We start from the raw sequence: 11,818 nt of genomic DNA, 5'->3' as shown, positions 1-11,818 counted from the left end.
GCGCAACGGTTCGTAGCGGGCGAAGCGCGGCGCGATCCGATCGATCATCGCCGAGTACTCGGTCTGCCACCGGTCAGGGTCTACGCTATGAACCGCGGTGACCGCGGCCAATTCAATTGTCTTCACAAACATCGAACGATGCCGCGGTCACCGCCCTGACCAGCGCAGACACGCCGAAACTCGTCAGCCCCGATCTACGGCTGCAGTACTAGACCGCCCCTTTCAGCGTTAAAATCTGCTTGCCGCCTGACCTCGCGGTGCCTGGCCAGACGACCGCTAACACCAGTGGCGTTAGCGCCAACACACCAGGAGGTCCAAGATGACTGTCGTTGCGGTCACGGCTCTTCACCCGAAGCCAGGTGCCAAGTGGGAAGACCTTCAAAAGAAAATCAAGCAAGGAAACGATCTCGCCCGGAAACACGGCGCTGAGAACGTCACCGCGATGGTGAACATGGTGGCGGGCACCGCCACCGGAACGATGGCCGTGCTCTCCACCTGTCCGGATTGGACGAGTTACGGCAAGATCCAGGACGCCATGATGGCGGACCCCGAGATGCAGGCCCTCATGGCCGATCCAGACAATCCGGTCGCCAGCTGGGACACATACGTCAGTCAGACGATCCCGGACATTTAACGACGCCCCCAACCACATCGGCGCATTCACCATCACCCTGGCCGGGAGGCTAACCCAGGGCTTCCCGGGGTGCGAGTGTTCAGGTCCAGACGAGTCCCGACAGTCGCCTCAGGCCAGGGTGCGGCTCGATGACGGCGACGTCGCGGTGGCCCTTGTGCCGGTGCGCCGTTCCACGTGCTCACCGTCGGGATTGGCGCGGAGGACATGGCGATCAGTCCCGACGGCGTACACATCTACGTCACGTCACGTCGCCCCTGACCGTCTTGATCGAGGCCATACCCACAAGAGTTCCCGCTCGTTGACGATGATGTTGACGGCGCCGCGGCGGCTGACGTGAAAATGCCCGCTGACCTGGGGTGTTTGTGGAGCTAAGGGATTCGAGCTGGCTTGAAAGCGTGTTGACCAGGGGAAACGCGGAGACCACCGAGGCGACACGACGCCAAAGTACGCGAAATGACCTGCGGAGACGCGCACGGGGTTGACGGCGTCAACGCTGCAGCCCGGTCCCGGAAAAGCTGCAGAGCCACCACGCCACACATTGAGATCCGCGGCGGTGGGCGAGTGGCCGATTCGCACGCCATGCCGCATCTCGACAACATCCGCTACGGCACCGCCGTCGCCCGGCATCGATGGGTGTCGACGGAGCATGTGATCAACACCTGGCCGGCAGACCGGCTCCGCAATGGTTCCTGCAAAGAGCCGCCGGTGGATGTGAACTTGAGGACGTTCGGCCCTGGCCACGCGGTTGGCGCTAAGCGACACTTCGGATCATCCATATGCTCGCAGCAATCGGTGCTTTCCAGAGAGGACAACACAAATGGCGGAGCACGCGATAAAGCGACACCAGCCGCACCACAATGGGCAGGCGGTAGTGAACGCGGACAAGAGTAGGGCGAGGATTGAGGTGCTTACCTGCGACCCACACCGCAAAGTCGTCATAGTGCCCGGTTGCCACCTCGATTCCATGCGCGATGAGGAGAACACCTACTTCTTCCAGGCCGGCGACACGTTGGTCGGGATGGTTGTCGAGGGCGGCACGGTTGAGTACCACCCCGACGACCACACATATGTGGTCCGACTAGCTGACGGACAGCAACCCGCGGACTGATCTTTCCGGGATCAATAGACACACCGGTACCGGCTCGATTCCATGGCTGCGGACTCAGGACCTGACATGGCTGGCGACCGTGGGGCCGGCGATTCCGACATGGTAACGGTGCTGCTGGGCGGGGACGTCATGCTCGGCCGTGGTGTCGATCAGATCCTGGCCCATCCCGGCGATCCGGAACTTCGCGAGCCGGTTATGACCGACGCGCGAGGATACGTCCGCCTGGCCGAGCGCGCGAACGGACCGATTCCCAGTCCCGTGGATTGGCAGTGGCCATGGGGCGAAGTGCCGGCGCTCCTCGACGATGTCGCTCCCGACGTTCGCCTGATCAACCTGGAGACCACGATCACGGTCAGCGGCGACTTCGCAGACCGCAAGCCGGTGTGCTATCGGATGCACCCGGATAACGTGCCCGCGCTGACGGCCTTGCGGCCCGACGTGTGCGCGCTGGCCAACAACCACATCCTCGATTTCGGCTACCAGGGGCTGAACGACACGCTCGCGACCCTCGCTCAAGCGGGAATCCACGGCGCGGGAGCCGGACTCGACCTGGCCGCCGCCCGCCGCCCAGCGGTGATAGCTGTCGACGACAAACGTCGAATCCTGATCGGCTCGGTGGCAATGAAATCGGCCGGGGTTCCCGAATCGTGGGCCGCACACCGCGACCGAGCCGGTGTCTGGTTCATCTGGGATCCGTCGGAGCGTGACGCCGCCGACGACGTGGCGTCACAGCTACTGGCGCACCGGCGCGACGGCGATATCGCAATCGTCTCGGTGCACTGGGGATCCAACTGGGGCTATGCGATAGCGCCAAGCGACGTCGCGTTCGCCCACCGACTCATCGACGCCGGCGTCGACATGGTTCACGGACACTCCTCACACCATCCCCGCCCGATCGAGATCTACCGCGGCCGACCCATCCTGTATGGCTGCGGCGATGTCCTCGATGACTACGAGGGCATCGGCGGGCACGAATCCTTCCGCAGCGACCTCCGACTGCTGTACTTGGCGTCCATTGATCCCGCCAGCTCTGAACTGATTTCGCTGCAGATGATTCCACTGCGCGTGCGGCAGATGCGACTCGAACGTGTATCCCACCCAGATTCCGAATGGCTACGAAAGACCATGGAGCACGTCAGCCGCCGATTCGGGATTCGCGTCGTCGTCCGATCCGACAACCTGCTGGAGGTCTCCCGATGATGTCCATCGCCGGGGGACTGTCGGACGGCGGTGAGGCGGGTGTCACCGACCAGCGCGGGTGACCGTCGGCCAATGAAATCTAAGGACCAAATCCCGTATACAGGCGTCGTCACCCTCGGCACTCTGTCCTCATGGAGCGGTTTGCCGATCGTGTCGATGCTGGACGCCGATTGGCCCAGCGCTTGAAGAATCTGCGGGGCCAAGACGTCGTTGTCCTGGGCCTGCCCCGCGGCGGGGTGCCGGTGGCATTCGAGGTTGCCGACATTCTGCAGGCGCCACTGGACGTTCTCGTCGTGCGCAAACTCGGCGTGCCGTTCCAGCCCGAATTGGCATTCGGCGCAATCGGCGAGGACGGCGTGCGGGTGCTCAACGAAGAAATCGTCCGCGCGGCGCACCTCGACGAGGAGGACATGGACGCGGTCGAACGCCAGCAGCAAATCGAACTCCGACGCCGCGCGGAACGCTTCCGCTCCGGGCGCGACAGGATCTCGTTGACGGGGCGGACCGCCGTGATCGTCGACGACGGCATCGCGACCGGCGCGACGGCCAGGGCGGCATGCCAGGTCGCCCGCGCGCACGGGGCGAGCCGGGTTGTGCTGGCGGTCCCCATCGGCCCCGACGACATCGCGGAGAGGTTCGCCGGATACGCCGACGAGGTGGTGTGCTTGCAGGCGCCGACGTATTTCCACGCCGTCGGCCAGGGCTACCGCAACTTCACCCAGACCTCCGACGACGAAGTGGTCGCGCTCCTCGATCGCGCCCGGAACGACATCGCCGAGGCCGACGGGGACAACGCCGCGGCGGACCCGCCGGTACGCGATGAGGAAATCCAGGTGGTTGCCGGCCCGGTGTCTGTCGCCGGGCACCTGACCATCCCCGAGAAGCCAAGAGGCATTGTGGTTTTCGCGCACGGCAGCGGAAGCAGCCGGCACAGTCCGCGCAATCGGTACGTCGCAGAGGTCTTGAACGCGGCGGGGTTCGCCACGCTGCTGTTCGACTTGCTCACACCCGACGAAGAACGCAACCGCGCCAATGTTTTCGACATCGAGCTGCTGGCCTCGCGACTCGTCGCCATCACCGGCTGGCTGGCCACGCAGCCCGACACCGCGTCGCTGCCGATCGGCTACTTCGGTGCGAGCACGGGCGCGGGCGCGGCTCTGGTCGCGGCCGCCGATCCCCGGGTGACGGTGGGGGCGGTCGTGTCCCGCGGCGGTCGGCCCGATCTCGCGGGGCGCGCGCTGGCGAAGGTTGTGACGCCGACCTTGCTGATCGTGGGTGGCCACGACTCCATGGTCCTCGAACTGAACCGACAAGCGCAGGCGCTGATACCCGGACAGTGCGAACTGGCTGTGGTCCCCGGTGCGACGCACCTTTTCGAGGAACCGGGCACCCTTGAACAGGTCGCCGAGCTGGCACGCGAGTGGTTCATCCATCACTTGTGCCAGGCGGTGGCGAACAAGTAGGCCGGCCACACCGTGGCGGGCCCCTCCCTCAGAACTCGCAGCTTCGCCCGACGCAGCCACCGCTGAACGCCGCATCGACGCGGGCCGGCACCGGTTCCGGTGCGGCGTAAGACAACACTTGGCCTTCGCGGCTCCCGTAGCGATACACCGTGATGCCCTTGACCTTCGCCTTCCAGGCGGCCAAGTAGACGTCGCGGACGTCGTCGACGGTTGCGGTCGCAGGCAAGTTGACCGTCTTGGAGACGGCCGCGTCGACGTGGCGCTGCACGACCGCCTGCATACGCACGTGCCACTCCGGCGAGATCTCGGCTGCGATCGGGAACGCCGCCCGCACCTCGGCGGGCAACCGTGGACAACCACGGACTCCCCCGCGCTGCGCGATCTCGGCGAGCAGCTCGTCGCTGTAGAAACCCCGATCGCGGGCTAGCCGGTCAAAGCACGGATTGACCTCCAGCAGCTGCCTGCCGACGATGGCGCGCGTGAAGGCGATGGCGAACATCGGTTCGATCCCGGCGGTCGTGCCGGCGATCAGCGAAATCGTCCCCGTCGGGGCGACGGAGGTGACCTGGGCGTTACGCCGTGGGCCCGAACGCGCAAACCGGCTGTCGGCGAACGCGGGAAATGAGCCACGTTCTTCACCAAGCCTTGCCGACGCCACGTGCGCCGCGTGCTGAATGCGACGCATGACGTTCGCGACCAACCGCAGCGCTTCCTCGCTGTCGTACGGAATCCCCAGTGTGGCAAGTAGCTCCGCCAAACCCATGACTCCCAACCCGATCTTGCGGGTGGAGCCCACCGCCTCGCCCAGCTCAGGAAACGGGTACCGGCTGACATCGATGACATCGTCGAGGAAGCGCACCGCCACCCCGACGACCTCGCATAGCCGGTCCCAGTCGACACGGCCGTCTGTGGTCATCCGGGCCAAGTTGATCGAGCCGAGATTGCAGGACTCGTACGGCAGCAGCGGAACCTCCCCGCACGGGTTGGTCGCCTCGATGCGGCCGAGCGCCGGCACCGGGTTGGCCCGATTGATCGTGTCGAGGAACACCAGCCCGGGATCGCCACAGGTATGCGCGGCTTCGCAGACGGCGTCGAACAGCTCTGCGGCCGGCATCCGCGCGACGGTCCTGCCCGTGCGCGGGTTGACCAGGCGGTGCGTGCCGCCGCGCTCAACGGCGCGCAGGAACGCGTCGGTGACCCCGACCGACAGGTTGAAGTGCGTCAGCTCATCGGGTGATCTGGCCTTGGTGGTGACGAAGTCGTAGACATCCGGGTGCGACACGTCGAGCACCGCCATGCAAGCGCCCCGGCGACGACCGCCCATCGAGACGACACCCGCGGCGGTGTCGTAGAGCCGCAGGAATGACACCGGGCCGCTGGCCGTGCCGCCCGTGGTGGCCACCCGATCACCGGCGGGCCGCAGGTGGCCGAACGAGTATCCGGTGCCGCCCCCGGCCCGCTGAATCTCGGCGGCCTGGCCGAGAGTCGCGAAGATCGAGCGCAGCGAATCCTCGACGGGCAGAACGAAACAGCCGGCGAGCAGCCCGAGGTCGGTGCCGGCATTCATCAGGGTCGGCGAATTCGGCAAGAATTCCAGCGTGTGCAACATCGACGAGAATCGCTCGGCCCATTGCGCCGACGTGCCGGGGCGGTACTCGTCTTCGGCCGCCGCGACCCAGCGGGCCGCCCGGTCCATCATCTCGCCGGTCGACTCGGTCGGTCGGCCCTGCTCATCGTGCAGCAGATACCGGTCCCGCAGTACCGTCACGGCGGCCAGGCTCAGCTTCAACTCATCACGCACCCCGAGCAATGCCTTGGCCGTCCGCAGCTCGGCGCGCCGCTGCCGATAGATGATGTAGGCACGGGCTACCTCGTCGAGACCGGCTTCACCGAGCCTGGCCTCGATGGAGTCTTGGATTCTCTCGACCGGGGCAACCCCAGGTCCCAACGCGTCGGCGACGATCCCGGCCACGGTGCCCGGCATATCCGGGTCGTCGTAAGCCACCTCCCGGGCCGCCCGCACCACCGCGGCTTCTATTCGCGTGACGTCGAACGGCACCAAGGTCCCATCCCGGCGCCGGACCTCCGCGGGCCATCGGGTCGTCGCCGTTCGGTTCACCGCCTCAGTCTGCGATCTTCACCCACATGAGACATCCACTTCGTTCGAGGAACTCGATGTGCCCGCATCCGGCGCGTGGACGGCAGGGGCAGCACGGCATCGGTCCACGTGATCAAAGGTTCCCGGCACCCCGAGGCGCCACGACCGAGGTCCAATGGCCCTAATGATCGCTGAGCGAATCGCCTTACATTTCTCGGTGGCGGAGGAACCACCTGATGACGAGGAGACCATCATGACTACTGCCCGAGACATCATGCATGCCGGTGCGACCTGTGTGGGTCAGCACGAAACCGTGGCCGCCGCAGCTCAGCATATGCGCGATCTGGGGGTCGGCGCGTTGCCGATCTGTGGCGACGACGATCGCTTACACGGAATGATCACAGATCGCGACATCGTCGTTAAGTGCCTTGCCGCCGGCAAGGATGCCGCCACGACCACCGCCGGTGAGTTGGCGCAAGGGCACACCTACCACGTCAACGGTGACGCCGACATCCGGGAAATGCTCAACATCATGGAAGAGCATCAGGTACGTCGGCTGCCCGTCATCGAGAACCACCGCATGGTCGGCATCGTCAGTGAGGCCGATATCGCACGGCATCTGCCCGAGCACCAGATCGTCGAGTTCATCAGGGCCATCTGCTCGCCCGGTGCGCTCACCAGTCATTGATCTCACAAACACCTGATCCGGCGTCGCGGCACCGCCGGCGCCGGGTGCTGTTCCTCGGGACACCGCCGTTCTGATCGTGGCACCGGCGGATTCTCGGTGATCACCAGGGGTTCAGCGTGGCATAGTTGTGGCATGAATCGCATACGGCTCAGCACTACCGTCGACGCCGGGTTACTGAATAGCGCTCGCAACCTGCAAACCGGAGCCACCGACGCCGCACTCATCGACGAGGCCCTCCGCGCACTACTCGATCGCCACCGATCAGCCGAGGTGGATGCAAGTTACGCCGCCTACGACGAACACCCCATCGATGAGCCCGACGAATGGGGCGACCTCGCGTCGTGGCGGCGCGCAGCTGGAGACTCGTGAGCACACCTCCCGCGCGAGGCGAGGTGTGGTGGTGCGAAATGGCCGAAATCGGAAGGCGCCCAGTTGTTGTACTCTCCCGCGATGCGGCCATTCCTCGGCTGAAGCGGGCACTCGTCGCACCCTGCACAACGACTATCCGCGGGTTGGCCAGCGAAGTTGTTCTCGAACCCGATTCCGACCCGATTCCGCGCCGATCCGCAGTGAATATGGACGCTGTCGAAAGCGTCTCGGTCGGGGTGTTGGTGAGTCGGCTTGGCAGACTCGCGGAGACACGGATGCACGACATCTGCTCGGCTCTCGCAGTTGCGGTGGACTGCCCCGCGGAACGGCGAAGCCGCGGCTGAGGTTCGACCTTCGAACCTACGTGTCCGAAAAGTGGAGTTGAGGGGAATCAAACCCGGCGCTCCATTTTCGGCGCGACCGCCCGCTACCCACCCCAACCGGGCCCGAACATGAGGAATCAGGCGACCGTCGCCTCCACGACGAAGGAGTTGATGATCTGGTCGAAATTCGCCTCTGACTCATTCCAGAATTCGACATAGGTTTCGGCGCTCAGCAAATAGGCCCACTGGCCAATAAGCACATAGATGTCCCGTGACTTGCCCCCAGGCTGCATTTCCTTGACAACGTCGATGGCAGCGACATCGTTGGGCAGGGTGATCGGGCGGCGGGAGATCACCACCATGTTCAATCCCTTCGCTTCGAAATAGCGCTGGTCATCGTCCAACATCCAATCGACCATCTCATCGAGGGAGTTGAACATTTCGGCCTGAAACGAATGGACGCCGATCTCTCTCGGCGGGTTGTAGGCCCTGAGCTTGATCCATTCCGGTTCGGAGGCGTCGATGGTGTAACTGCTGGGGTAGGTGATGGACCAGTGGTAGACGGGATTGGTGTAGGGCACCATGCCCGGTGGTGGCGCAGAAGTCGTTGGCGCGGGGGCGGGCTGGGCCGGCGCCGGGGTCTGAGCCGACACCGCAGGTGACAGGTTCGTCTGGCAACCGACGACGGCCACCAAGCTCGACAAGAGAACGGCAATCAGGAACGTCCTCATGATTTCTTGCTCCCCGACGGTTCTCGATTGTCGACCGGCGCTTGGCGGGGATTGCGCATCGCCGTCCCGCCCGGAGGTGTTGAATATCTCCATAATTGGGTCGCCATACGCCCCACGCTATTGACGCCCAACAACAGTTCAAGAGCCTTACGTCACGTGTCCACCGGAACCCCGGACAGTCCAACTCGAAAGTTCCGAACAATTCTCGCTGGGCGACCGCCACGAGATCGCGATCGGGGCTGTGCCTGAGTGGCCGGTCACGACCCTCCGCGCAGTCTGGACGCCAGGAGCCCGAACGGATTGCCACGTCACCACCTCGACCGCGTTTGTCCGGACAAGATAGCTCGAAACCCCTTCCAAACGCTTTCTGAACGACCGGTGTTTCCCACACGACCGTCGCCACGGCGCTCCGGCTACGAGATGTCCAACTCCGTCGCAGACCAGGTGGGATCTAGTTCTTGCACCGATGAAGACATCACCGTAGGACCACTCTCTCCCTCACCGCGCGGTCCCCGAACCGGACTGTGCGCCCTTCAGTTGACGTGCTTGTCGAACCACTCGATCGGGACTTCGGGGTGAACTCCGAAGAAGTTATAGCCGTCGAATCGGCGCTCGGTTCCCTCGATCCAGTACAGACTCTTTTCTGCGACGGGAATGGCGTCGTAGATGTCCTGGACGTCCTGTGGTCGGGTCATGGTGTCGTCGTGGACCTGGGCGACCAGGGTTGGGACAGTCACGGCCTTCACATGCTCCAGGGGCGATTGTTCGGACAGGTGAAAGCCGGTGCGTTCGTGCACGGCCTTGTCGAACTTCGCGTACCCGTCCTCCATGCCGATTGCCTTGACGAACTCCTCGACGATGTACTTGCCAGACACGGGTTGCAGCATGACCATGGCCTGGATCTCGGAGAACTCCTCTGAGTGCTTGGACCAGGCCACGGCGGTCGAGTCCGCGCCGAGACATACCGATAGCAGCGCCTTCTTCATGCTCTTGGTGTCGGGACGGCTGGCCGCGTAGCGAAGCGAGCCGATGACGTCGCGGTACTCGGTGAGGCCGATTCCGGCGATGCCGCCGTTCCCCTGGCCGCTCATCCCGTGGTTTCGCATGTCGTAGGCCAGGATGTTGTAGCCCGCGTCGTGCAGCGCCTTGTACTCGGGAAGGAAGTTGACCTCAAATCCGCCCAGGCCGCCGAACTCGGGAAGATGACCTGGGTATCCGTAGCGGTTTCCCGGCAGGAAGTGGTTGTGGATGATCAGCTTGTTTGAGTCTGCCGGTATGAACCAGCCTTCGAGCGGCACGCCGTCCATCGACGGAAAGACGACGTCGTCGTACGCCAAACCGGCCTCGTCGGGACGGCGGAGGACCGGTGCGCGGCGGCCGGCCGTCGTGCCGGTAGTCCACAACTGGACGAAATTGTCGAATGCTGCCTGTGCTTCGTCGTCGGGCATCTTGATGACCTCGCTTCTCGTAGACGAATCTGCCTTCACTCCGACGCTACGGGCTGGCCGTGTTGAGAGGCAGACGCTGCTTATAGGGGGTACCCGCAACCCCTCCCCCGGAGTCATGGTCTTTCCTACTGTTGGAGAGTGGACATCGCGAAGGACATCAGAGAGTTCCTGATGAGCCGTCGGGCCAGAATCACTCCTGACCAAGTTGGGCTCAGCCCCGGGGTACGACGCCGAGTTCCCGGCTTGCGGCGTGAGGAGGCGGCACAACTCGCCGGGGTGAGTACCGAGTACTACACCCAGATCGAACGCGGAAACGTTGGGGTTCCGACATCCTGAGTTCGGCGAGTTGACGCTCACATACAACATCCTCGCCGTCACCGCAGTCCCCGGACTGTGCTTGATCGGGTACACCGCAATGCCACAATCGTCCGCCGAGCAGGCCCTGCAGATCATGGGCAGTTGGAGCGCAAGCGAACAACCGGCAGCCGACCGAACCCATAGCGACCGCGACACCCCGACGACCGCGGCCGAATAGAGGAAGCCATCGCGAGCGAGCGCTTCTGCACCGATCTGACCCGTGGCGCGAAACCAATGAGAATGAGCTACGCGACGGCGAGGGCTGCATGTAGCCCGGGATTGTCCAAAAGCGAAGCGGAACGCCACGGAGGTTGGGGTGTTCAAAAGTGGAGCTAAGGGGATTCGAACACTTTGATAGATAGCCCAAAAACCACCTTCTACCTACGGAGACTCCACAGATCGATGCGTCGAAAACACGCGGGACTGCGCCCAACTGACCTGCGGAGACAGCGAAACGTGTTGACGGCGTCAACACCGACAGAATCGCGCCGCTTACCCGTAGGCGGGATGGCGGTTTTCCCACGACCGACCTCTCGCCTCTTCGTAGCAAGTCACGCCCGGCGTTGGTTGCCGGACTTGTTCGAGGTAACACTCGTGCGGCGCACGCGAGGACGTCGATCTGCTGTTTGCGGACAACGGACCCCTTTGGCAATTTTTGCCATTGGTGCTAGCGTCGCCCCATGGGCACCATGAACATCTCGCTCCCCGACTCCCTCAAGGCGTTCGTGGAGCAGCAGGTCGCGCAGGGCGGGTACGGCACCAGCAGCGAGTACATCCGCGAGCTGATCCGCAAGGACCAGGATCGTTCGGCGCTGCGACTGCTGGCGCTCGAGGGGGCGGCCTCACCACCGGCGGGCCCCGCCGATGACGCCTACTTCGACGGCCTGCGCGCCCGTATCCGCCAACAGCACACCTGGTGACGATCAAGCCGGTCATCCCGCGCACCATGGCGGTCAGTGATGTCGAGCACGCGATCGACCGCTACCTCGGCGAGCAGACAGTGGCGGCCTTCGACCTGGTCGACGCGCTGCAGGCCGCCTACCGCCTGATCGCAGAACACCCCGGGATCGGCTCACCCCGTTACGGCTTCGAACTCGACATACCTGGCCTGCGGGGCAGGGCACTGGGGCGCTTCCCGTACGTGGTCCTGTACCTGGAGCGCGCCGATCACATCGACGTGCTGCGTGTCCTGCATCAGCGCCGCGACATCCCGGAACTACTGCGCGATCTCGACCAGGACCAAGACTAGGTGGATGGTGTTTTTTGCGCGGCGGTGACCGGCTGATCGCCGCTGGTTGAGTTGAATGAGTGGGTGACGTTGGGACGGACGCCTGCTCAGGCGGATCTGCTGCGGTCGACGGCGAATTTCTGTGAGGGCCGGGTGGGTCCGGATTCGATT

The 11,818-nt window shown here is 64.3% G+C and carries 12 protein-coding genes and 2 pseudogenes; 11 read left to right on the top strand and 3 right to left on the bottom strand.

Going from position 1 to position 11,818, the window contains the following annotated elements:
- The first annotated feature begins 319 nt into the window (after nt 1-319).
- The 4 genes from JDV09_RS25920 (at nt 320) to JDV09_RS25905 (ending at nt 4,405) form a co-directional block, all read left to right on the top strand.
- On the top strand, nt 320-634 hold the full coding sequence (locus JDV09_RS25920; RefSeq protein WP_221372001.1) for a hypothetical protein: 315 nt from the start codon (nt 320-322) through the stop codon (nt 632-634).
- 817 nt (nt 635-1,451) lie between these two features.
- A complete protein-coding gene (locus JDV09_RS25915; protein ID WP_221372000.1) occupies nt 1,452-1,742 on the top strand; it encodes a hypothetical protein in 291 nt (96 codons plus the stop codon).
- A gap of 66 nt (nt 1,743-1,808) precedes the next feature.
- A complete protein-coding gene (locus tag JDV09_RS25910) occupies nt 1,809-2,942 on the top strand; it encodes a CapA family protein (RefSeq protein WP_221371999.1) in 1,134 nt (377 codons plus the stop codon).
- 131 nt (nt 2,943-3,073) lie between these two features.
- Nucleotides 3,074-4,405, top strand: a complete 1,332-nt coding sequence (locus tag JDV09_RS25905; protein ID WP_221371998.1) for a phosphoribosyltransferase family protein — start codon at nt 3,074-3,076, stop codon at nt 4,403-4,405.
- A gap of 28 nt (nt 4,406-4,433) precedes the next feature.
- Here the strand turns inward: JDV09_RS25905 and JDV09_RS25900 are convergent, their stop codons facing one another.
- Complete coding sequence (locus JDV09_RS25900; RefSeq protein ID WP_221371997.1) at nt 4,434-6,524, bottom strand: adenosylcobalamin-dependent ribonucleoside-diphosphate reductase; 2,091 nt, start codon at nt 6,522-6,524, stop codon at nt 4,434-4,436.
- Nucleotides 6,525-6,756: 232 nt separating this feature from the next.
- Here JDV09_RS25900 and JDV09_RS25895 point away from each other — a divergent pair, with 232 nt between their 5' ends.
- The 3 genes and pseudogenes from JDV09_RS25895 (at nt 6,757) to JDV09_RS25885 (ending at nt 7,904) form a co-directional block, all read left to right on the top strand.
- Complete coding sequence (locus JDV09_RS25895; protein ID WP_221372002.1) at nt 6,757-7,191, top strand: CBS domain-containing protein; 435 nt, start codon at nt 6,757-6,759, stop codon at nt 7,189-7,191.
- Between the two features lie 105 nt (nt 7,192-7,296).
- Nucleotides 7,297-7,560, top strand: a pseudogene (locus JDV09_RS25890) (type II toxin-antitoxin system antitoxin MazE5); the annotation flags it as partial.
- Nucleotides 7,557-7,904 (top strand): type II toxin-antitoxin system PemK/MazF family toxin, encoded by a 348-nt coding sequence (locus JDV09_RS25885; RefSeq protein WP_221371995.1) that lies wholly within the window; start codon nt 7,557-7,559, stop codon nt 7,902-7,904. The pseudogene JDV09_RS25890 and the gene JDV09_RS25885, both read left to right, overlap by 4 nt.
- Before the next feature lie 116 nt (nt 7,905-8,020).
- Here the strand turns inward: JDV09_RS25885 and JDV09_RS25880 are convergent, their stop codons facing one another.
- Nucleotides 8,021-8,614 (bottom strand): hypothetical protein, encoded by a 594-nt coding sequence (locus tag JDV09_RS25880; RefSeq protein ID WP_221371994.1) that lies wholly within the window; start codon nt 8,612-8,614, stop codon nt 8,021-8,023.
- A 533-nt stretch (nt 8,615-9,147) separates the two neighbouring features.
- On the bottom strand, nt 9,148-10,062 hold the full coding sequence (locus JDV09_RS25875; RefSeq protein WP_221371993.1) for an alpha/beta hydrolase family protein: 915 nt from the start codon (nt 10,060-10,062) through the stop codon (nt 9,148-9,150).
- Nucleotides 10,063-10,200: 138 nt separating this feature from the next.
- Between JDV09_RS25875 and JDV09_RS27080 the strand changes: the two are divergent.
- The 4 genes and pseudogenes from JDV09_RS27080 to JDV09_RS25860 all read left to right on the top strand — a co-directional run.
- Nucleotides 10,201-10,380 (top strand): annotated as a pseudogene (locus JDV09_RS27080) (transcriptional regulator); the annotation flags it as partial.
- Nucleotides 10,379-10,597, top strand: coding sequence for an MmyB family transcriptional regulator (locus JDV09_RS27075; RefSeq protein WP_308124252.1), 219 nt, complete (start codon nt 10,379-10,381; stop codon nt 10,595-10,597). The pseudogene JDV09_RS27080 and the gene JDV09_RS27075, both read left to right, overlap by 2 nt.
- Before the next feature lie 502 nt (nt 10,598-11,099).
- Nucleotides 11,100-11,339 (top strand): type II toxin-antitoxin system ParD family antitoxin, encoded by a 240-nt coding sequence (locus JDV09_RS25865; RefSeq protein WP_221371992.1) that lies wholly within the window; start codon nt 11,100-11,102, stop codon nt 11,337-11,339.
- Complete coding sequence (locus JDV09_RS25860; protein ID WP_221371991.1) at nt 11,336-11,668, top strand: type II toxin-antitoxin system RelE/ParE family toxin; 333 nt, start codon at nt 11,336-11,338, stop codon at nt 11,666-11,668. The genes JDV09_RS25865 and JDV09_RS25860 overlap by 4 nt, the downstream gene beginning before the upstream one ends.
- Nucleotides 11,669-11,818 lie beyond the last annotated feature (150 nt).

Source organism: Mycolicibacterium xanthum, from assembly GCF_019710635.1.
Taxonomy (GTDB): domain Bacteria; phylum Actinomycetota; class Actinomycetes; order Mycobacteriales; family Mycobacteriaceae; genus Mycobacterium; species Mycobacterium xanthum.
The sequence above is the reverse complement of the archived record's forward strand: the minus strand, read 5'-3'. Positions and strand labels throughout refer to the sequence as shown.

What these genes read in the sequence shown, in the direction of transcription:
- JDV09_RS25865 (WP_221371992.1), top strand. Translation starts at nt 11,100, where the DNA reads ATGGGCACCATGAACATCTCGCTCCCCGACTCCCTCAAGGCGTTCGTG.
- JDV09_RS25905 (WP_221371998.1), top strand. Translation starts at nt 3,074, where the DNA reads ATGGAGCGGTTTGCCGATCGTGTCGATGCTGGACGCCGATTGGCCCAG.
- JDV09_RS25875 (WP_221371993.1), bottom strand. Translation starts at nt 10,062, where the DNA reads ATGCCCGACGACGAAGCACAGGCAGCATTCGACAATTTCGTCCAGTTG.
- JDV09_RS25895 (WP_221372002.1), top strand. Translation starts at nt 6,757, where the DNA reads ATGACTACTGCCCGAGACATCATGCATGCCGGTGCGACCTGTGTGGGT.
- JDV09_RS25880 (WP_221371994.1), bottom strand. Translation starts at nt 8,614, where the DNA reads ATGAGGACGTTCCTGATTGCCGTTCTCTTGTCGAGCTTGGTGGCCGTC.
- JDV09_RS25920 (WP_221372001.1), top strand. Translation starts at nt 320, where the DNA reads ATGACTGTCGTTGCGGTCACGGCTCTTCACCCGAAGCCAGGTGCCAAG.
- JDV09_RS25915 (WP_221372000.1), top strand. Translation starts at nt 1,452, where the DNA reads ATGGCGGAGCACGCGATAAAGCGACACCAGCCGCACCACAATGGGCAG.
- JDV09_RS25910 (WP_221371999.1), top strand. Translation starts at nt 1,809, where the DNA reads ATGGCTGGCGACCGTGGGGCCGGCGATTCCGACATGGTAACGGTGCTG.